This window comes from Desulfosporosinus hippei DSM 8344 (assembly GCF_900100785.1).
GTDB classification, from domain to species: Bacteria; Bacillota; Desulfitobacteriia; order Desulfitobacteriales; family Desulfitobacteriaceae; genus Desulfosporosinus; species Desulfosporosinus hippei.
This window is the reverse complement of the sequence record NZ_FNCP01000008.1, coordinates 131,259-152,664: the sequence shown is the minus strand read 5'-3', so window position 1 is coordinate 152,664 and position 21,406 is coordinate 131,259. Positions and strand designations below refer to the sequence as shown.

The 21,406-nt window shown below is 42.3% G+C and carries 20 protein-coding genes; all 20 read left to right on the top strand.

Going from position 1 to position 21,406, the window contains the following annotated elements; translation table 11 throughout:
• The first annotated feature begins 85 nt into the window (after positions 1 to 85).
• The 20 genes from BLS16_RS09205 to BLS16_RS09120 all read left to right on the top strand — a co-directional run bounded on the left by BLS16_RS09205 (position 86) and on the right by BLS16_RS09120 (position 21,237).
• Complete coding sequence (locus tag BLS16_RS09205) at positions 86 to 1,285, top strand: saccharopine dehydrogenase family protein (protein ID WP_092332543.1); 1,200 nt, start codon at positions 86 to 88, stop codon at positions 1,283 to 1,285.
• A 9-nt stretch (positions 1,286 to 1,294) separates the two neighbouring features.
• Positions 1,295 to 2,434, top strand: a complete 1,140-nt coding sequence (gene nspC / locus BLS16_RS09200; protein ID WP_092332541.1) for a carboxynorspermidine decarboxylase — start codon at positions 1,295 to 1,297, stop codon at positions 2,432 to 2,434.
• Between the two features lie 40 nt (positions 2,435 to 2,474).
• Positions 2,475 to 2,747: a hypothetical protein gene (locus BLS16_RS09195; protein ID WP_092332539.1), complete on the top strand. Its 273-nt coding sequence runs from the start codon at positions 2,475 to 2,477 to the stop codon at positions 2,745 to 2,747.
• Between the two features lie 291 nt (positions 2,748 to 3,038).
• A complete protein-coding gene (gap, locus tag BLS16_RS09190) occupies positions 3,039 to 4,049 on the top strand; it encodes a type I glyceraldehyde-3-phosphate dehydrogenase (protein ID WP_092332537.1) in 1,011 nt (336 codons plus the stop codon).
• A 15-nt stretch (positions 4,050 to 4,064) separates the two neighbouring features.
• Positions 4,065 to 5,801, top strand: coding sequence for a pyruvate kinase (pyk, locus tag BLS16_RS09185; RefSeq protein ID WP_092332535.1), 1,737 nt, complete (start codon positions 4,065 to 4,067; stop codon positions 5,799 to 5,801).
• A 256-nt stretch (positions 5,802 to 6,057) separates the two neighbouring features.
• Positions 6,058 to 6,576, top strand: a complete 519-nt coding sequence (locus BLS16_RS09180) for a Uma2 family endonuclease (protein ID WP_242876243.1) — start codon at positions 6,058 to 6,060, stop codon at positions 6,574 to 6,576.
• A gap of 159 nt (positions 6,577 to 6,735) precedes the next feature.
• Complete coding sequence (rlmN, locus tag BLS16_RS09175) at positions 6,736 to 7,800, top strand: dual-specificity RNA methyltransferase RlmN (protein ID WP_092332533.1); 1,065 nt, start codon at positions 6,736 to 6,738, stop codon at positions 7,798 to 7,800.
• A gap of 43 nt (positions 7,801 to 7,843) precedes the next feature.
• Positions 7,844 to 8,875: a threonine aldolase family protein gene (locus tag BLS16_RS09170; RefSeq protein ID WP_092332531.1), complete on the top strand. Its 1,032-nt coding sequence runs from the start codon at positions 7,844 to 7,846 to the stop codon at positions 8,873 to 8,875.
• Between the two features lie 122 nt (positions 8,876 to 8,997).
• Entirely contained in the window at positions 8,998 to 9,270 is a 273-nt protein-coding gene (locus BLS16_RS09165; RefSeq protein WP_092332530.1) for an autorepressor SdpR family transcription factor, read from the top strand.
• Complete coding sequence (locus BLS16_RS09160) at positions 9,267 to 9,920, top strand: SdpI family protein (protein WP_092332528.1); 654 nt, start codon at positions 9,267 to 9,269, stop codon at positions 9,918 to 9,920. The genes BLS16_RS09165 and BLS16_RS09160 overlap by 4 nt, the downstream gene beginning before the upstream one ends.
• 393 nt (positions 9,921 to 10,313) lie before the next feature.
• The gene (locus tag BLS16_RS09155) at positions 10,314 to 10,766 is read left to right on the top strand and encodes a DUF4362 domain-containing protein (protein WP_176786115.1); all 453 of its coding nucleotides are present in this window, start codon (positions 10,314 to 10,316) and stop codon (positions 10,764 to 10,766) included.
• A 464-nt stretch (positions 10,767 to 11,230) separates the two neighbouring features.
• Complete coding sequence (locus tag BLS16_RS09150; RefSeq protein ID WP_092332524.1) at positions 11,231 to 12,604, top strand: C4-dicarboxylate ABC transporter; 1,374 nt, start codon at positions 11,231 to 11,233, stop codon at positions 12,602 to 12,604.
• Positions 12,605 to 12,710: 106 nt separating this feature from the next.
• Positions 12,711 to 13,076, top strand: a complete 366-nt coding sequence (locus BLS16_RS09145) for a hypothetical protein (RefSeq protein WP_092332522.1) — start codon at positions 12,711 to 12,713, stop codon at positions 13,074 to 13,076.
• Positions 13,077 to 13,662: 586 nt separating this feature from the next.
• Positions 13,663 to 15,306, top strand: coding sequence for a hydroxylamine reductase (gene hcp, locus BLS16_RS09140; protein ID WP_092332520.1), 1,644 nt, complete (start codon positions 13,663 to 13,665; stop codon positions 15,304 to 15,306).
• Positions 15,307 to 15,427: 121 nt separating this feature from the next.
• Positions 15,428 to 17,998 (top strand): molybdopterin-dependent oxidoreductase, encoded by a 2,571-nt coding sequence (locus BLS16_RS09135; RefSeq protein ID WP_092332518.1) that lies wholly within the window; start codon positions 15,428 to 15,430, stop codon positions 17,996 to 17,998.
• The gene (locus BLS16_RS09130) at positions 17,995 to 18,681 is read left to right on the top strand and encodes a 4Fe-4S dicluster domain-containing protein (protein WP_092332516.1); all 687 of its coding nucleotides are present in this window, start codon (positions 17,995 to 17,997) and stop codon (positions 18,679 to 18,681) included. The genes BLS16_RS09135 and BLS16_RS09130 overlap by 4 nt, the downstream gene beginning before the upstream one ends.
• A 15-nt stretch (positions 18,682 to 18,696) precedes the next feature.
• Positions 18,697 to 19,941 carry an NrfD/PsrC family molybdoenzyme membrane anchor subunit gene (gene nrfD / locus BLS16_RS09125; RefSeq protein ID WP_092332514.1) on the top strand — a complete coding sequence of 415 codons (1,245 nt, stop codon included), beginning with the start codon at positions 18,697 to 18,699 and terminating at the stop codon, positions 19,939 to 19,941.
• Between the two features lie 71 nt (positions 19,942 to 20,012).
• On the top strand, positions 20,013 to 20,159 hold the full coding sequence (locus tag BLS16_RS23545; RefSeq protein ID WP_176786113.1) for a hypothetical protein: 147 nt from the start codon (positions 20,013 to 20,015) through the stop codon (positions 20,157 to 20,159).
• Between the two features lie 56 nt (positions 20,160 to 20,215).
• Positions 20,216 to 20,416 (top strand): hypothetical protein, encoded by a 201-nt coding sequence (locus BLS16_RS23540; RefSeq protein WP_176786112.1) that lies wholly within the window; start codon positions 20,216 to 20,218, stop codon positions 20,414 to 20,416.
• Positions 20,417 to 20,586: 170 nt separating this feature from the next.
• The gene (locus tag BLS16_RS09120; RefSeq protein ID WP_092332512.1) at positions 20,587 to 21,237 is read left to right on the top strand and encodes a superoxide dismutase; all 651 of its coding nucleotides are present in this window, start codon (positions 20,587 to 20,589) and stop codon (positions 21,235 to 21,237) included.
• Positions 21,238 to 21,406 lie beyond the last annotated feature (169 nt).

Below are 21,406 nucleotides of genomic sequence, written 5' to 3'. Positions count from 1 at the left end.
TGCAGCATTATGGGTTTTAATTGATTATTTATAGTGTATTATGTATAATTTGCATTGTTGTAAAAGTGATTGGAGGGTACTGAATATGGGAAAAGCGTTAATTATCGGCGCTGGAGGAGTAGCCAGTGTTGCTATTCATAAATGCTGCCAAAATCCAGATGTTTTTGAAGAGATTTGTATTGCCAGTAGAACAAAAGAAAAGTGCGACGCCATCAAAAACAAATTGGAAGGAAGCCAAACGATTATACATACCGCTCAGCTCGATGCTGATAATACCGAGGCTGTCATTGATTTGATTAAAAGCTTTAAGCCTGATATTGTCATTAATCTGGCGCTCCCATATCAAGATTTAACGATAATGGATGCCTGTTTGGCTACCGGAGTGGATTACTTAGATACGGCGAATTATGAACCCCCCGATATTCCGAAATTCGAGTACAAATGGCAGTGGGCCTATCGGGAGAAATTTGCTCAAGCTGGAATTACAGCTTTGCTGGGCAGTGGTTTTGACCCTGGAGTTACCGGCATCTTCTGTGCCTACGCTCAAAAGCACTATTTTGACGAGATCCATACCATTGATATTGTCGATGCCAATGCCGGGGATCACGGTTATCCTTTTGCCACTAATTTTAACCCTGAGATTAATATCCGAGAAATCACGGCCAATGGCAGATACTATGAAAATGGTGCCTGGATTGAGACTGAACCTCTGGCAGTGAAAAAAGAATATGATCTGCCCCAGATTGGCCCCAAGAACATTTACCTATTGTATCATGAAGAACTGGAATCCCTGGCCATCAATATTAAGGGAATCAAAAAGATTAGATTCTGGATGACATTCTCGGACAATTACATCAATCATCTGCGGGTTCTGGAAAATGTGGGCATGACCTCCATTGAACCAATAAATTTTGAGGGACAACAAATTATTCCCTTGCAGTTCTTAAAAGCAGTGCTACCTGACCCGGCTTCCCTGGGCCCCAGAACTAAAGGGAAGACTAATATCGGATGTATTATTCAAGGAACTAAAGACGGTAAGCCCAGAACTTACTATGTTTATAACGTCTGTGATCATCAAGAGTGTTATGCTGAAGTTGGTTCTCAAGCCATCTCCTACACAACCGGTGTTCCGGCGATGATCGGGGCAATGCTGATGCTCAAAGGAATTTGGAAAAAACCCGGTGTCTTCAATGTGGAAGAATTTGATCCGGATCCCTTCATGGAAGCCTTAAATAAATGCGGTTTGCCCTGGCAGGAAGATTTCTCGCCAACCTTGCTAGATTGAGGTGAATTAATGGACATCGACATCAAGGCCCTGCCCACACCCTGCTATATAGTCGATGAAAGACTATTCTTAAGGAATCTGGAAATCTTGAAGTCCGTGCAAGAACGAACCGGCTGCAAGATTCTGCTGGCCCAAAAAGGTTTTTCCATGTATTCTTTATTTCCTCTGGCTAGTAAATATCTCACGGGTGTCACTTCTAGTTCGTTATTTGAAGCCAGACTGGGCTATGAAGAAATGGGCAAAGAAGTTCATATTTATGCCCCGGCTTATATAGAAGAAGAATTCGAGGAAATCATGAGTTATTGCGATCATATTTCCTTTAATTCTTTCGATCAATGGAATAGATTTAAAGATAAAGTGAAAAACCACAAAACTAAGCCTATAAGCTGTGGAATACGTATCAATCCGGAATACTCGGAAATAGAAACCCCGATCTATGATCCTTGTTATCAAAATTCCAGACTGGGTGTGACCTTAGCTAATTTCCGGCCTGATGAATTAGAGGGCATTGAAGGACTTCATTTTCATACCATGTGTGAGCAGAATTCGGATACCTTAGAGCGAACCATTCGGGTAGTTGACCAGAAATTTGGTCAGTATATCAAGAAAATGAAGTGGTTGAATTTTGGTGGAGGGCATCATATTACCAGAGCTGATTATGATATTGAAACCTTAGTCCGCTCAATAAAGTACTTTCAGGACAAATATGGCGTGGAAGCCTACTTGGAACCTGGTGAAGCTGTTGCCTTAGACACCGGATTTTTAGTGGCTAAAGTTCTGGACATTGTAGACAACGGAATGAAAATTGCCATTTTAGATACCTCTGCCGCTTGTCATATGCCCGATGTGCTGGAAATGCCCTACAGACCTAAGATTATTGATGCCGGAAAGCCGGAGGAGTATTCTTATACCTATAGACTTGGTGGACATACCTGCCTAGCTGGAGATATCATTGGTGATTATTCATTTAAACAGCCATTAAAATCTGGGGATAGGCTTGTTTTTTGTGACATGGCACACTATACTATGGTGAAGAATAATATGTTCAATGGGGTTAATCTGCCTTCGATTGTATTATATAATGAAGAAGAAGGGATTAAAGTCGTTAAGCAATTTGGCTATGAAGACTTTAAGAATCGTCTTTCCTAAGGAATAGGTTGCAGATTATCAACCGCTGGTGAGGTATTGTATGAAGGACTTAGCTGATTATCAAAGAAGTGGAAACAAGAAGAAGAAGTATGTTCGGGATTTTCCTGATGGAATTTTGGATGTTATTGAAAAGGATTATCCCGAGAGATATTCTATGATTGTGGAGGGGCTAACCTCCATAGCTGTCTTATTTTCCGCCGAAGAATGGATTGAGATCCTAACGAAGTCCAGAAATTCCTTCAGAAGCCACATACAACGAACTAATTTAACAAAAATATATCCTTTGCAAGGAAACAAAGCTAGATTCGGGTGAGTGGATACTTATCTGTATCAATCTGTGAATTTCCTATTGCTTCATATGGGGTATGCCTAAGCTTACTTCGGTGGGGTTTTACTTCCGCACCGAAGTTTTTATGCTCAATTTTAGGCAAAGGTGTCATTTGTATTAAGCATTAGTTAAGTTGGAATTCAGGCTTTGCTCATCAGTAATCTGAATTTTTTAAATTTTGTTGGATAGAAGGAATTTGTCCCTTTACACAGAATTATAGAATGTTGTATATAAATATATTGTTCTATTATTGGTATAATTAAGAGGAGGTTAACCATGAGTTTCCGCGTAGCAATTACAGGTTTTGGTCGAATAGGTCGTCTTACACTGCGTTCAGCCCTGAATCAATCACTGCCCTTTGAAGTGGTGGCAATTAATGATATGGGTAGTCCTGATATGCTGGCCCATTTGCTCAAGTACGATTCCGTTCACGGAACCCTTCCCAATAAAGTGGAAGTTGATGGACGAGCACTGGTTATTGACGGAAAGCGAATTGAAATTGTTTCAGACAGAAATCCTTTAAACTTACCCTGGGCCGAACTGGGGATAGACATAGTCGTGGAATGTACCGGTAAATTTAAGAAACGTGCTGACGCTGCCCAACATATTACAGCAGGAGCGAAAAAGGTGCTCATCTCCTCTCCGGCCAAAGATGAAGATATCACCATTGTCATGGGAGTTAACGATGATAAATATGATCCCTTGAAACACCATGTGATTTCAAATGGTTCCTGTACCACTAACTGTCTGGCCCCCGTTGCCAAGGTATTGCTTGATTCATTTGGAATTGAGCAGGGGATGATGACTACAATCCATTCAGTTACTAACGATCAACGAACCGTCGATGTAAAGCACAAGGATTGGCGCAGATCGAGAGCCGCCTATCAATCAATGATTCCGACAACTACAGGAGCCGCTAAAGCGGTTACCCTTGTTATACCGGAGTTAACCGGGAAAATGAACGGACTATCTGTTAGAGTGCCCACCCCGAATGTTTCTTTAATTGATTTTGTAGCCAACTTGTCCAAACCTGCGACTAAAGAAGAAGTTAATAATGCCTTACGCGAGGCTGCCAATGGCCCCATGAGCGGCTATCTGGAATACTCAGAATTACCCCTTGTTTCACATGACTTCAACGGCCATCCGGCCAGCTCTATCGTCGATGGCTTATCCACCATGATGATGGGTGATAACATGGTCAAAGTGTTGGCCTGGTATGATAACGAATGGGGCTATTCCTGCCGCATTGTTGATATGGTTAAACTAATGGTTACAAAAGGATTGTAAGTTGGGGGAGGTACCATGAGAAGGACAAAAATTGTCTGTACTATTGGTCCGGCAAGTGAGTCAGGGGAAAAGGTTCAAGCTCTGCTGGCAGCGGGAATGGATGTTGCTCGTCTTAATTTTTCCCATGGAACCCATGAAGAACATGGTCGCAGAATCGCAACTTTGAAAGAAGAAGCGGCGAAGGCGGGAAAACACTTAGGTATTCTGTTGGATACCAAAGGGCCTGAAATACGTACCGGTAAAGTTCCTGAAGCCGGTGTGGTTCTGGCCAATGGATTAACCTTCATTCTAGATACGGATTTAAACAGAATTGGTAATCAGGAACGGGTGGGAATTACTTATAGGGATTTATGGCGTAAAGTAAAACCCGGGAGCCGTATTCTCATAGATGATGGACAAATCGAACTGGAAGTTACAGCTGCAGAGAAGGAATTAATTACCACTACAATTCTTAATGGTGGTGTTTTAAAATCTCAAAAAGGGGTTAATATTCCCAGTGCCCTGATTGATTTGCCGGCTGTGACGGAGAGAGACATTGCCGATATTCGCTTCGGAATTTCTCAAGGAATTGATTTTATCGCTGCTTCTTTTACTCGGAAGGCCTTAAATATTTTGGACGTGCGCAGGATTTGTGAGGAAATGAACGCGGATGTACATATCATAGCCAAAATTGAAAGCCGGGAAGGGATCGATAACTTAGATTCTATTCTTGAAGTCGCTGATGGTCTCATGGTAGCCCGAGGGGATCTGGGGGTAGAGATACCCGTAGAAGAAGTTCCGATTCGGCAAAAGGAAATGATCCGTAAGTGTAATTTGTTGGGGAAACCAGTGATCGTGGCGACTCAGATGTTAGATTCTATGATACGTCAACCGAGACCAACCCGGGCGGAAGCCAGTGATGTAGCCAATGCTATCTTGGATGGGACGGACGCCATTATGCTGTCCGGGGAAACTGCGGCAGGGCTATTCCCCATTGAAGCCGTCCGGATGATGGATAGAATATCTCAGCGCACAGAACTAACTTGCTTAGACAATAAAGCGGCTCAACATCCTCAAGTCAATGTTGCCGAGGCCATTAGTTTTGCCAGCTTTACTATTGCTAAAGATCTGCAAGCCGCGGCAGTTCTGACACCCACCCATTCGGGTTTGACAGCCCGAATGATTTCCAAGTACCGTCCCCTGGCCTTGATTGTGGCAGCTACTCCATTTCCTGAAACAGCCAGGAAGTTAGCCCTGAAATGGGGTGTGGAGTCAATTGTTGTACCTCAGAGTTCGGGAACGGATGAAATGGTTTCAGTTGCCGTGAATACTTCCTTAAATAAAAACTATATCAAGTCCGGGGATATAGTGGTCATTACAGCAGGTGTTCCCATCGGCAAGGTAGGTTCTACCAATATGATCAAAGTCCAGATAATGGGGAATATCATTGCCAAAGGAATGGGGATTGGACGCAAATCCTATTCCGGTACCGCCCGCAGAGTTCAAGTACCGGGTCAGGACACTTTTAATGACGGGGAAATTTTAATTGCCCAATCTACGGATGCAGAATTTGTTCCTTTAATTGCTCGCGCAGGGGCGTTAGTCGTTGAGGAAGGTGGTCTGACGTCACATGCCGCTATTGTAGCTGTACAGTTCGGTATTCCGACGATTGTCGGTGCTGTTGAGGCTTTTTCTAAGGTCTCAGATGGTCAGACTTTAACAGTTGATGCCATGACAGGCTTGATGTATGAGGGTTCTGTCAGCATTTTATAAGGATTAAAGGAATCCAGAATCTCCAAACATCAGTGTAGGCTAGTCACGAGCATTATTCCGTGATTAAGCCTGAAGAAATATGGAATATGGAATATGGAATAACTAATGAATAGAAGGATGGCTCTGCCATCCTTCTATTTTACCTTGGCGGAAAGATCCACCACTACCACAGGTAGATAGTGATTCCCTAGTTATGGTATAATTAACCTAGTCTATCCTTCCTCATTATTAAGGTAAGATAAGGGGGGGACTTTAGGTGGGAAAAAGACCGATAGAGTCTGAGTTTGAACGCTGGGAAAAAATCGATGGTGTGATTTATGATATGACGCCACCCCCATCCTCCCAACACCAAGCGATCGTGGGGAGTTTATTCGGGGAGTTTTATAATTATTTAAAAGGTAAACAGTGTAAAGCTTTTCCTGCCCCCTTTGGAGTCTGGTTAGATGAAGAAAATGACATTTATGTTGAACCGGACATAACAGTGATATGTGATCCAACAAAGATACACAAAAAGGGTTGTGTAGGTGTACCTGATTTAGTAGTGGAGGTCTTGAGTCCGTCCACAGCTTTAAAGGATAAAAGGATAAAGTTAAAGCGCTATAGACTCTCAGGAGTCCATGAATACTGGATTGTTGATCCCTTCAATCAGATAATGGAAGTGTATAGTTTTTCCGAGAACCTCTTCGCCGAACCTCAAATCTACGGAAAAGAAGAGAATGTAAGAGTAGCTTTGTTCCCGGATATGGAAATAAACTTGGGAGAAATATTTAACTAGTTATAGTTAAATAAGCCCCAAGTTTAGGAGTTAAATTTGATAATCCGCCAGAGACTTAACCATAAGTTAAGGGCTCTGGCATTGTTATAGAGCTCTAGCAAAAAAGCCGTTAGGCAAAAATCAATATTCGCAAATTTTACGAATAATAGCGAGGTTATCATGAAAAAAGAATCCATCTATGGATTACCCCTAGAACAATTAATTGAGTGGCTGCAAGATCATGGGCAAAAAAAATCCCGGGCTTTGAGAGTCTGGGACTGGCTTTATAGAAAGCGAGTTGCAAATTTTTCCGAGATGACGGATGTCAATTCTGAGTGTCTGGAATTATTAACAGATCACTTTATACTGCAATCTTTAAGAGAACATACAAGCCAAGAATCCGTGGATGGAACGATTAAATTCTTGTTCAAATTACCGGATGACAACCTGATTGAAACAGTCTTAATGAGACATAAATTTGGTTCATCCGTTTGTGTAACAACTCAGGTTGGGTGTAATATTGGCTGCAGTTTTTGTGCCAGCGGTTTATTGACCAAACATCGTGACTTGTCCGGAAGTGAAATCGTGGAGCAAATCATGAAAGTCCAAGAATACATGGATAATGCTCGCCAGGGTGAAAAAGTGAGTCATGTAGTCGTCATGGGAATCGGCGAGCCTTTTGATAATTATATAAATGTTATGGACGCTTTACGCATCATCATAGACCACAAAGGACTTGCCATCCCCGGCAGGGGTATCACAATATCCACCAGCGGTTTGGCGGACAAAATTTCTGAGTTTGCGGACAGTGATTTAAAGGTAAATCTGGCCATCTCCTTACATGCCCCAACCAACGAACTCCGTGAGCAGATTATGAAAATCAACCGGGTTTACCCCCTGGAAAAGATAATCCAAGCTGTTGAATACTATCTTGCAAAAACCAAACGCCGGATAACCTTAGAATATATTCTGCTCAAGGATCTGAACGATCAGCGTGAGCATGCTCTTCAGCTGGTAAGTTTAATAAAAAATATCCAACAACTTATCAATATAAATCTAATTCCCTATAACCCGGTGGATGAACATCCGCAATATCAGAGAAGTGACCATGAAACCATGCTCGCTTTCTATGATGTTCTTAAAAAGCATGGAATTAATTGCAGTATCCGTCTGGAGCATGGCAGAGATATCGAGGCCGCCTGCGGACAACTAAGGAGCAAGCAAGTTAAAGCAAACCAGGGATGAGATTAGTTAACTCGTTCCACTCAAGATAAAGGAGAATCATTGAATGTACAGTTTTAAAGATGATTATAGTGAAGGGGCACACCCCAGGATCTTAGATGCCTTAATCCAGACAAATCTTCAGCAGATGAAAGGTTATGGTGAGGATGAGTACACAAGAGAAGCAATCGAGTTGATCAAAAAAAAGCTCAAGCCCAGGGATGTAGATGTTCATCTCCTTTCCGGAGGAACCCAAACCAATCTTACGGTGATTTCAGCATTTCTAAGGCCTCATGAGGCGGCTATTGCGGCTAATACCGGGCATATTCTTGTCCATGAGACCGGGGCTATCGAAGGGACGGGGCATAAAGTACTCTCTTGCGAAGTGAGGGATGGAAAGCTGGCCCCGGATCATATCCAAGCTGTTCTGGATGCCCATACTGACGAACATATGGTCAAGCCGAGATTGGTTTACATCTCAAATCCCACAGAAATCGGCTCGATTTATTCCAAGGGTGAACTCGTAGAATTGAGCAGGTATTGTCAGAGCAATGGTTTGATATTATACCTGGATGGAGCACGCTTAGGTTCTGCTCTATGTTCTGAAGAAAATGACCTCGAACTTAGTGACCTGGGAACCCTGATTGATGCCTTTTATATTGGAGGAACTAAAAATGGGGCCCTCTTAGGAGAGGCCTTAGTGATTTGCAAGGATTCCCTGAAAGAAGATTTTCGGTTTCATATTAAGCAAAAGGGAGGGCTCTTGGCTAAAGGCCGAGTGCTGGGCCTGCAGTTCTTGGAGCTTTTCCGAGATGATCTCTATTTTGAACTGGCCAGACATGCCAATGCAATGGCCAAGCTGATCAAGACTGAAATTAGTGAAGCCGGATATCGATTCTTCACCCATTCGCCATCCAATCAGATCTTTCCCATACTGCCTAATTGGCTGATTGCTAAGCTTCAAGAAGAGTATGCTTTTTATGTTTGGGCAAAAATCGATGAAGATCACTCGGCTATTCGGCTTGTAACTTCCTGGGCTACAAGTGAGGAAGCTGTTAGCGCTTTGAGAGAAGAGATTAGAAAGGCCGTCAGAAACTAAGGAAAAATAAACCAAATTATCAACAATATACATTTAGAAATATATCTAAATGTATATTGTTTTTTTATTTATAGAGGGGTAAAATACATTTAGATGATCTTCTAAATGTAGGGGGGAGCGATATGGGGTTTCAGGAATCTTTAAAAGCAATGTCCGATAAAACTCGACGAGAGATTTTAAATTTGCTGAAGAATGGTGATATGACAGCAGGAGATATTGCTGCTCATTTTTCAATGACCCAGGCCACTGTGTCACACCATCTTTCGGTATTAAAGGACGGGGGATTAGTCACGGATCGACGGGAGGGCAAATATATATTCTACGAGCTGAATACCTCGGTCATTGAAGAAATCATGGCTTGGTTAATAGAGCTGAAAGGGGTCGATAAACAATGAAAAACGAGAAAGTAATGATGAGATTAATGTGGGCCATGGCCTTGATTCCACTGGTAATTACAGCCTTCATCTTTAACAATTTGCCTGCAGAGATCCCTATGCATTGGAATATTCAAGGCGAAATTGATGCCTGGTATCCCAAATTCCCTTGGGCGTTTATGGCTCCGCTAATTGGAATAGCAGTAACCTTTCTAGTAGCCATATTGCCTAAAATTGATCCTAAAAAAGCTAACTATGATAGATTTAAAGACCAATACCTTTTAATTAGATTTATGTTAGTCGCTTTCTTTGCGGTTCTGCAATTTGTAACAATGTCAATTAGTTTGGGAGCGACCTTTATTAAAGTTGATATGATTATAAAACTAATGGTGGGTATTCTTTTCATAGTCCTGGGTAATTTGATGCCTAAGTTTAAACAAAATTATTTTATGGGCATTAAGACACCTTGGACTCTGGATAATGAGGTGGTGTGGGCCAAAACCCATCGTCATGGGGGCTTTGTTTGGTTTATTGCTGGACTCATTATGACTGTTTTGGCATTCTTCCCTGGGAGTGGCAGTGCCTTTGTCTATTTTGCTGTAATATTTGTTTCTGCCCTTGAACCTATCTTGTATTCTTGGGTTCAACATCGCAAACAAAAGTTGAAATGAGTAATGAGGAGCAGTGTTAAACTGGTTCCAAATTTTAAAGCGGTTATTTCTATAGAAAAGCGGTCTGCTTCCACAGGTGAAGAGACCGCTTTTGCTTTGAAGTTATAGTAATTCACATAAATTCGTATGTAATCCCGATCAATACATTGATGGGAAGAACTTCGGGTTGTACTACCAGTATTATCTCAATCTATTTTATAACCCCAAGGACTTTTACGATTATGGTAAAAGCAAGACTAACGGGCAGTCAGGGCAGTTCTAGTTTAGTTAGCATGTTGAGTTTGTTATAATCAAACTAACAACTAATGCAAAGGGGAAAAACCCGTTACGTCAGATTTGGGGCTAGATATGCGTCTATAGATTTGTTGGTACATTTATATGAGGAGTGATCATATGAAGAGATTTAGTCTTGTTTTAGCAACATTAGTCCTAGCAATCACGATTACTGGTTGCTCAGATACAAAAGTATCCGAGCAAATCCAACCACAGGAATCTAAAACTTTTCAGGGGAATATTGTGGTTAATCAGAGTGGCGCGATTTCCGATGTTAATGTAGTAGATAATTTTTTAGCGTCCGTTAGTCAAGGCGAAGTAGCTAATCTTCAAATTAATAAATTCACTGAAGAAGGGGACCCAATTTTTCAAACAATATATTATGATAAAAACGTTATTAAGCTCACCATTGACGACTCTCAAGATAAGATGAGAGCGGGTAACAAAGGACCAGGTACTAAAACAGGTGAGTATGTACGATTGGTTAAAGAAGAGGATGGCAAGAATATTGTTTATAATCTAATTGATAAAACCGGTAACCCAAGTCGAATTTTAGTTTCTTCTAATAAATAACGAATAATGGTAGAATACGAAGCGTAAGACAGGTGGCTACAGCGATTTGAAGCTGTGAGCCACCTGTCTTTTTTACTGAACATTACTACCTAAATTAATTATTTCATTCATGTAGTAACCCGTTGAATCGAGTGAAAAATTGCCCGTTCTCATTATGCGATTTTTCCCTTTTAGTTCGAAAGTAATATTATTAATCTGGCTATTATCTAATGAACGAATAACCAACTCCTCATACTTGCTAACAATCGGGTTAACCCCTGCGCTAAAGACATTACCTCCCCCTGAAAAATGGGAATGCAGGTTTGATGTTATATAAGTAAAATGTGAGAATGTAAACCAAGGTTTAAAAGTTTTGAACAGCCCCTCTTTTCTTTTAATCCTAGAGAAAGCAATTGTAAAGAATATGCTATAATAAAAAGCGGTGAAGATTTTAGTAAGTAGTTCAAGCTGCAAGGAGTTTAGCCATGAAAGATCTTTTTACTCGTATCCGCAGTGTACTCACTTTATGTATTGCATTTATTTTCTTAAGCAACCTTTTTATCAAATCAACCTTAATGGATGATTTTAATCTGATGATGATGGTTGTTGTCGTTGGGCTTAGTTTTTGGGAGGTTAGGGGTACGACTTTGGTAATTGGCTTCATGCTATTTGCCCTAAGCATCCTTCTTTTTCTTTTCTACCATGCGCCTCTTAAAGTATGGCAACAAGCCTTGCAAGAAAACATTTATCTTGTCGTAATGTTTACCTTGGTACCACTCTTAGGTATTCCCATCAAGCATGGAGGATACTTTGAAGCTTTACAAGGGGTCTTTAGGCGTTATGTTTATAACGATAGCCGTTTTTATCTGCTGGTTAGCTTTGTATCTGCCTTTGTAGGAGTATTGGTGAACTTAGCCGTAGTTTCCCTTGTGCTTCAGATAAGTCAGGCCAGCACTAGAAGCTCTAACAGGAAACTCTTAAGTTCTGCCATTGTCCGAGGTTTTGCAACTTGTACCATCTGGGCTCCTACCACTGCCGCCATAGCTTTAATAGTGCATCTAAGCGGAGCAAGCTGGCTTCTTTTTTCTCCTTATGCCATCTTATGTGGTGTAATAGCTGGCTTAGTAGGGTACTTTATGACTATGTATGAGGAAAAGAGGGCTGGGATGAGCTTGGATTCTGTAGTTGAGGAGCGTGATGTTGAATATGATGGGAAGAAAGTATTCGAGCTCAGTGTTTTTAGTATAATTTTAATTACCGCTATTGCTGTCATCTCCTTAGTTACAGGAATACATACGGTTATTGTGGTTTCCTTGGCATCACTGATATTCCCATTTGTATGGATGGGGATAATTGGCCGTTTACCGATCCTGATTAGAGAGTTTAGAGGTTATTTTCAGGAAAGTGTTCCAAAGCTTAAAAACGAGATAATTCTTTTTGTTGGTGCCGGACTTTTTGCTACCAGTATCAATTACTCACATTTAGGAAACTATTTATCAGTGATTTTATCCCTCTTTGTTGGACAAAATGCTGTATTGCTGGCTATCGTAATTATCGTTAGTATTCTGATACTCTCTGCCTTAGGCATCCACCCTATAATTCCGGTGACTATTATTGGCGGCACGGTTCAAGCTGCTGCTTATGGCGTAACTCCAACCTATGTTGCCCTAATTTTAGCAATTAGCTGGGCTATGGGAATATCCATTTCACCCTCATCGGCAACAGTTATCGCCTTATCCGGACTGACAGGCCTGTCTCCCATGAATGTGGGTCCCCGTTGGAATAGCTTATATGTGATTATTGCCTCCACCTTAATGATCCTTATTTTAACGGTCTTTCGACTAATAGGGTGGCTTTAGTTTTTAGATTTTTTTTACTCCGGCCCCTCTAAAAAAGAGCTGAGAATCGTATTTATATAAGAGGCTATCCAAGCCGAATTATATAATTGACTGCCGGAGGAGAAATATGAAAGCTTTACATACAAGTAATGTTAATGAAGCCATTATAAGCGATTACCAAGAATCAAAGGATTTATGCTTGGTTCCATGCCATGTGACCTTCGTGTCCAGAAACAAGATCAAGTTTTATCGAGAGTTTGACCTTGAACAATACAGTAATTTAATTCCGTATTTAGAGAAGGAAGCTCTCTTAACAATTTCAAAGCTTGAAACCTCTTTGCTAATTGACAAAGGTTTTATAGAGAAGGTGATCTGGGATATTGATAGATCTGAGCAAATTATCTATTTTGATATAATTCTGGCTTCAGAAGTCCCCCATACATCTTTTGTAGAGCTTTTAGGATACTTAAGTACTGTTTTTATGGATTCATGATGTTTAAGTCTAAGATCCTTTCATTCTAAACTTTTTAGATAATTAAAAGACATGGACTGATAACTGTCCATGTCTTTTAATTTTATTAAATAAGAGAAACTCACTTGAAAAGGCAATACTTGAATTTTCTCAATCATTTCGATAGATTGCAGAGTAATGGATTTAATAATAGTTTAGCTTGATTATAAAGAAAACGGACGTTTATTTAACGTCCGTTACTGTTTGCTCCTCATAAGGCCAAAGCCAAGTTCCAAAGAAAACTAAGAAATCCCAAAAAGATCTTAAAACCCGCATATCGTCATCTCCTTTCAAGGGCGGTAAATAGTTAGAAGGGATGTAGTTTGATAATTCAGAAATTATATTTCTTATAATTTATAATACTCCGCTAAAGAAAATCTGTCAATTTAAGAACAGGCAAAATCATCATAATAGCAAACTATTATTACTATTATTTCGTATTTCGGTGTGATTTTTATCACACCAAAACAAACTGTATGATCACGGTATGATACAACAAATTGATATAAACTAACCTTAGTCAGAACGAGTTACACAAACAATTAAAATAAAATTAGGGGGAAGAAAAATGAGTATGTTTTGTTATCAATGTCAGGAAACCGCCAAAGGAACCGGCTGCACGATTAAGGGTGTCTGCGGGAAAAACGAAAATGTCGCTAACTTACAAGACCTTCTGATCTATACATTGAAAGGAATCGCCGTTTACGCGGTTCAAGCGCGGGAACGTTATCTTATTCGCAAAGATGTAGAGAAATTCATCATGGAAAGCCTTTTTAGCACAATTACAAATGCCAACTTCGACAAAGCTCGTTTCGTTGAACGAATTCAAGAAGGACTCCTACTCCGCGAAGATCTTAAACAAGCCCTCATAAGAGTAGGCGGTATAATTCCGGAGAACTTACACGACGCGGCAACTTGGACGGCACCTGCCGAAGAGTTCGAAACGAAAGCTGCAGCTGTGGGTATCTTAGTCACAGAAAACGAGGATATTCGATCTCTCAGAGAGCTGCTCACTTACGGACTAAAAGGGATGGCTGCTTATGCAGAGCATGCTTATACTCTAGAGCATAAAGAAAGCGGAATCTTCGCCTTTATTGAAAAAGCCTTGGCAGCAACTATTGATGATACCTTAGAAGTCGGCGATTTAGTGGGTCTTGTCTTAGAAGCCGGAAAATATGGTGTGGATGTAATGGCTCTTTTAGATAAAGCTAATACCTCCACTTACGGAAACCCTGAAATCACAAAAGTTAACATTGGAGTCAGAAACAACCCAGCCATTCTCGTCAGCGGTCATGATTTGAAAGACCTTGAAGAATTACTCGTACAAACCGAAGGAACAGGTGTCGATGTTTATACTCATGGTGAAATGCTCCCGGCTCATTACTATCCGGCTTTCAAAAAGTATGACCATTTTGTCGGGAACTACGGAAACGCTTGGTATAAGCAAGACAAAGAATTTGACTCCTTTAACGGTCCTGTTTTCCTAACCACTAACTGTCTTGTTCCTCCGAAAGATTCCTACAAAGACCGAGTCTACACAACAGGAGTTGTAGGATTTGAGGGAGTTAAGCACATTGCCGATCGGGCAGACGGAAAGGCTAAAGATTTTTCTGCTTTGATTGCCCATGCTAAGAGCTGTCCAGCCCCGACGGAGATCGAAACCGGTGAAATCATTGGCGGATTTGCTCATAATCAAGTAATGGCCCTAGCAGATAAAGTGGTTGACGCGGTAAAATCCGGAGCCATTAAGCGATTCTTCGTAATGGCAGGTTGTGACGGTCGCATGAAGAGTCGGGATTATTACACTGACTTTGCTAAAGCACTGCCTCAAGACACTGTAATCTTAACCGCCGGCTGTGCCAAATATAAATACAATAAGCTTAACCTAGGTGATATCGGCGGTATTCCAAGAGTGCTGGATGCAGGACAATGCAATGACTCCTATTCTTTAGCAGTAATCGCCTTGAAACTTAAAGAAGTTTTCGGCCTCGATGATATCAATCAACTGCCGATTTCCTACAACATTGCCTGGTATGAGCAAAAGGCAGTCATCGTACTGTTAGCCTTACTCCACTTAGGTGTGAAAAACATTCACCTCGGACCAACCTTACCGGGCTTCTTGTCTCCCAATGTGGTTAAAGTTTTAGTTGAAAACTTCGGTATAGCTGGCATTTCCAATGTTGAAGATGACGTCAAAATGTTTATGTCATAATGCCCACTAAGCAATTTAGTGAATGGACTGCCTTCCACATGAAGGCAGTCATTTTTCTAAGGCGGGCATGTTTAAACAGTATGAGAATTAATTCACATAACCAATAGGAGGTGTCCATACAATGGGAACCCAGAATCTGAAACTCACTCGCCGGCATTTTCTTAAATTGACAGCTGCTACCGGGGTCTTGGCAGGAACGATAGGCACAGCTTCCGTAATTCGTCAAGCAGGAGCAGCACCTAAACAAGGCGACTCAAAAATTAACTATGTGCGAACAACCTGTTCTCCTAACTGTACCGGGGCGTGTGGAATGAATGCCCTTGTCGAGGACGGTCAGATCAAGTCAATTATTCAAGCTGCTGATTACCCCGAAGCAGAGTACAATCCCCGTGGTTGCTTGAAAGGACTATCCATGACTAATTTAATCTATGGTCCTGACCGCCTGCAGAAACCTCTTATCTTAACGGGAAAACCCGGTTCAGGAGATTTTAAAGAAGCTTCCTGGAATGAAACCTTGGATTATACAGCAGGACGACTAAAGGAAATTGCGGAGAAATACGGTCCGGAATCAATCGGGGTAGTCTTTCAGGTGGGAGGAACCGGATACGTTCAAAAAGGGGCGGTCAGTCGTTTAGCGACCTTAGCAGGCTGGACAATGCATCATGCCTACGATCAAAACGGGGACTTACCTATGTTTTGGCCAATGACCTTTGGAGTTCAAAGTGAGGAAATTGAGCCAAGAGAATGGCATAATTCTCGTTACGTTATGGTTTTTGGTTCGAATATCTTGGCGACTCGAATTCCTGATGCCCATTTTCTCTTAGAAGCTAGAAATAAGGGTGCCAAGATCATGGTTTTTGATCCTAACTTTAGTCCTACTGCCGCTAAAGCCGATGAATGGTTTTCCATTAAACCAAGCAGTGACGCAGCAGTCGCTTTGGGTTTAGCACGGGTATTGATCGAAGAGACTCTTTACGACTCTGACTTCATTAAAACCTTTACAGATCTGCCTCTTCTGGTACGTGTTGATAATGGTAAACGACTAAAGGCTGATGAGGTAAAAGACCTGACTAAACCCTCAGATATTCCGGCCTATCGAGAAGCTTATGTTGCCTACAATGGGCAATTTATGGCGGTACATCCGGAAAAACTCGACCTGCCATCAGATGTGGTGATCGAAGGGGAAGTGGATGTGACCTTAAAAACAGGTGAAACCGTCAAGGTCAAACCCGCCTTTCAATTACTAAAAGAAAGTTTAAGCCAATACACACCTGAAGAGATTGAAAAAACTGCAGGGATCCCTAAAGATGATCTGCTGCGGATTGCTCGAGAAATGGCTGGGACTAAACCTCTGCATGTCATCTATGGAGCAGGAAATTATCAGTGGTATCACGGTGATCTGAAAGGAAGAGCTTTAGCCTTGTTGCCGGTTCTTACCGGAAATATTGGCAAGCCCGGTGCCGGAATATCTACATATGCCGGCCAATATCGAATTCGTTTTAAGGTTGCGGAATGGTGGGTTCCGGAAGGGAAAAAACAAAACTGGCTGCCCTTTCTTTATGTTCTTCACGGTCCCACTAAAACCATGAAAGCCAAGTGGCCCAAAAACGGGATAAAGGCCCTTATTGTGGGCTGGGGTAATCCCTTTGATCAACACAACATGTCCAATAAACTGCGGGAAATGGTGGAAAAAGAGGATTTGGAATTTGTCGTCACCACTGATTTCCAGATGACAACCTCCTGCCAGTACAGTCATGCTGTATTGCCGGCTGTGTCCTGGTATGAAAAGACAGATCTGGTGGCCACTCCGGTACATCCTTACCTCCAACTCCAGCAGCCGGCGGTAGATCCCCTTTATGAGGGAAAACCGGAGTTTTGGATTGTGCGAGAATTAGCCAAACGGCTTAACCCGGACTTTGAAAAATATTTTTATCCTGACCTGGAGCCTAATCAGGCCGCAGAAAAAGTTATCGAACTCCTGCTGGAAACCGGTGGTCCTGAAGTGGCTGGTATTACTCTGGAACACCTCAGAAAAGGCCCGGTTCGCCTAAAGTCCGAGGTTCCCGGAGGCAGGCAGATTCCCTTTTATGAACAAGTCCAACACAAAAAACCTTTTCCGCCAGTCAGCCTGCCGGCTAAACTTGAACAAACCGCTCAGTTTGTGAAAAGTGGACGGATAGAATTTTACAAAGATGAAGATCTCATGCTCCAAGCAGGCGAGGCCTTGCCCGTGCACAAACCTCCTTTTGAAGAAAGTGAATATGCCTTAAATCCCTTAGCTAAGGAAAAGTATCAATTTTGTTATGTCACTCGCAATGCTATTTATCGTGTCCACTCTACCCATTCAAATAATGTTTGGATGAACGAGCTTCAAGAAGGAAAGCCGAGAGTATGGCTTAGTCCTGAAGATAGCCAAGAAAAAGGGATTAAGGAAGGGGACGAAGTTGAAATCTATAATGATCGCGGCAAACTGACAGCTTATGCCATTATCGATCCTGGGGTTGGGCGAAAACAGGCTGTCTTTGAACAAGGGTGGTGGAGCCGTTATCTAAAAGGAGCATCCTATAATTCTTTAACCTATCCCTTTATTAAACCCACTCATGAATTATACTTTGTTCCGGGAATGTGGTCTCCCAACACGGCCTGGAATGAATGCCTCTGTGATGTGAGAAAGGTTGGTGATAGTCTATGAGACTGGGGATGGTGATTGATTTAGACCGCTGCATCGGCTGCCGTTCCTGTGCGGTTGCCTGTAAATCCCATAATGCTCAGCCACCCGGAACTTGGTGGAATAGAGTCTTTACTCCTGGGGCTTCTTTTCATCAAGCTGCCGTGGGTAAAGACGGAGCTTTGCAGATGGAATCCTTGCCCGTATCTTGTCAAATGTGCGATAATCCCGCTTGTCAAAAGGTTTGTCCTTCAGGGGCTACCTATACGGATGAACAGGGAGTAGTTCTCATCGATTATGAGCGCTGTATAGGCTGTCGGTATTGTATTGCTGCCTGTCCTTATGGAGTTCGTCAATATAATTGGGAAGACCCGAAAAAAGCCAAAGAACGGGTTGGGTATGAAAAAGGTTATGAGTATGGATATCCTGAGGATTTTCGGGATAAAGACGGTAGGCTAGTATTCACCCCCAATCGCCCCGTGGGGGTGGTGGAAAAATGTACCTTCTGTGCTCAATACACCTCTCAAGGGGAAGAACCGGCTTGTGTCCGGGGCTGCCCCGGGAAGGTTCGGATCTTCGGAGATTTGGATGATCCTAACTCCGAGGTCAGTAAACTAATTAAAAAGCGGCAGCCCATTCGTTTAAAAGAAGAATTGGGTACTTCGCCCAAGGTATTCTATCTGGCCCCGGCGAAGCCGATACGCTAAAGGAGGTGGATTGACATGAAAAAAAGTAATTTACTACTGGGTCTGGCAGGTGTTTTGATTCTGATTAGTTTAATCGCCTGGGGATACCAAATAAACAAAGGCTTGATCGTCACCAATATGCGAAATCCATTTAGTTGGGGCTTATATATAGCAACCTTTGCCTTTTTTGTAGGGGTGGCTGCCGGAGGATTAATTATTTCCTCTTCCGTATATCTTTTCAACATTGAAAAACTGAAGCCCTTTACTCGAATTGCCTCCCTCTCAGCCTTCGCCAGCATCTTAGGGGCAGGGGCCATGATCTTCCCAGACATGGGCCGGGTGGATCGGGTTTGGAATATCTTTGTGTATCCCAATTTTAAATCTCCTTTGGTTTGGGATGTTGTGGTTATATCAGCCTACCTCCTAATCACCTTCTTAAGCGTCTATGTTCAACTATTGCCGGATTGGAAAAAGGAAGGACGGGGGTTTTTAAATGGGTGGACTAAAAGTCACCCCCAAGAATATGTTGAGGCTTTCTCGAAAAAATGGTCTAAACGGGTTGCCCTTGTAGGTTTACCGGTTGCCATTTTAATTCATACAGTGACAGCCTTGATTTTCGCCACTCAAGAGTCCCGAGGGTGGTGGAATACGGCAGTGCTGCCGCCGGACTTTGTTTCTGTGGCAATTGCCTCTGGGACAGCCCTTGTCCTGGTTATCGCCTTGCTTGCAGTGGGAAAAGACCAGTTTGAGCAGTATAAGGAAGCCTTTCAAAGGATGGCCCTAATCGTAGCAGGTTCATTGGTTGTTCATTTCTTCTTTGTTGCCGTAGATTTGCTGATCCATGGCTGGTGGGGGAGCCCGGAAGGTAAGGAAGTACTTTCCCTTATTTTCAGTCACTATGGCTTTCTCTATGGGACAGAACTATTGCTTCCTGCTTTCACCATGGTGTTCTTTTTAACCAAGAAAGGAAAAAATAGTTTTAATGCCCTGATAATCGGAAGCTTGCTTCTTTTTATCGGAGTATTTGCTCATCGTTTAATGCTGATGTACCCGGCCTTTAATTCAATTCCCCTTACTTTAGCTATTCCAGGTGCAGGGATTGAAAGTTGGGCTTACCCAGTGGCAATTGGCCAGCTTCAAGAGGGGGTGCCGGTCTTTGTCAGTTCTTGGGCCTATATGCCGTCCCTAGTTGAGTATGCTGTTGCTCTTTTACCCTTTGGACTGCTACTCTTTGTGGTTACCTTGGCGTTAAGAATGTATAATTTTGTGCCGCAAAAGTAGAGTTGTGAAAGTAAGGGGACAATGCCCGTTCACACACGCTGCGTTCACTAGCTCACTGGATGCTGAAGGAATTGCGCCAACCTCTGGGCGGCGCAGGATGTGAACCTGGGCGCAATTGGCCCTTCAGCATCGGCGCTCGCTTTATCGTGAACTCCACTAAAGTGTTCACTAAGCAAAATGTCCCCTTAGTTTCTGGTCGGCGGGGCTGGGGGACGTAGGGTGTGGAAGTAGTAATGTATGGTGAAAGTAAGGGGACAATGCCCGCTCACACACGTTGCGTTCACTGGCTCGCTGGATGCTGAAGGAATTGCGCCAACCTCTGGGCGGCGCAAGATGTGAACCTGGGCGCAATTGGCCCTTCAGCATCGGCGCTCGCTTTATCGTGAACTCCACTAAAGTGTTCACTAAGCAAAATGTCCCCTTAGTTTCTGGTCCGCGGGGGCTGGGGGACGGAGGGTGTGAAAGTAGGTCGTGAAAGTATGGGGACAATGCCCGTTCACACACGTTGCGTTCACTAGCTCGCTGGATACTAAAGGAATTGGGTCAACCTCTGGGCAAATGTTCCCTTAGCTTTTATGGTACGAAAATGTTTATTATGAATATATTAGGTTGTAAACTGACTTCACATAAAAGGAAGGGATACTTATGCAGTACTTAACTGTGCCGCTGGGACAACACAGATTGCCCCCATTACCTTATTCCTATCATGCTCTTGAGCCGGTTATTAGTGGAAAGTTACTGGAAATTCATCATAGTCAACATCATAAAGCTTATGTGGAAGGCTTGAATAAGGCGGAGCTTAAACTGGCTGAAGCACGGGGTAAGAGGGATTACAGTCTTGTTAAACATTGGGAGCGGGAAATTGCTTTTCATGGTTCCGGTCATATTTTGCATAGCATTTATTGGACTTCGATGGCCCCTATTGGGAATCGGTGGGAAACTCCCGGTACTCAAATTCATAATTTAATGGCTAATTATTTTGGAAGTTTTCTTGCTTTCCAAGAACAGTTTAGTGAGGCTGCAATTAATGTGGAAGGGTCTGGCTGGGCTGCGTTAGTATGGCAGCCCGGATGGGGTCACTTAGAAATCCTGGCAATTGAGAAACATCAGAATTTCTTTCAGGTTGGAGGTATTCCGCTCCTTGTAATGGATGTATGGGAGCATGCCTATTATCTGGATTATCTATCGAAGCGCAAGGAATATGTTAGGTCCTGGTGGCAGATTGTTAATTGGGCAGCCGTTGAAAAGAGACTGAATCTGGCTTTGGTAGGTCAGATGCCGCTGGTAATCAGCTAGAGTTTTAAGAACACCCTAGCTTTTCGCACGATTTCTATAGTTAGGTTATATGACAGAATCAGTATTATTTAAACCGAGGACTACTAAGGTGTTCAGTTTAGGTAAATACTGATTTTTTTATTAAAAATTAATTGGGTTTCTAAAAAAATAAGGGCAGATACATAAAAAT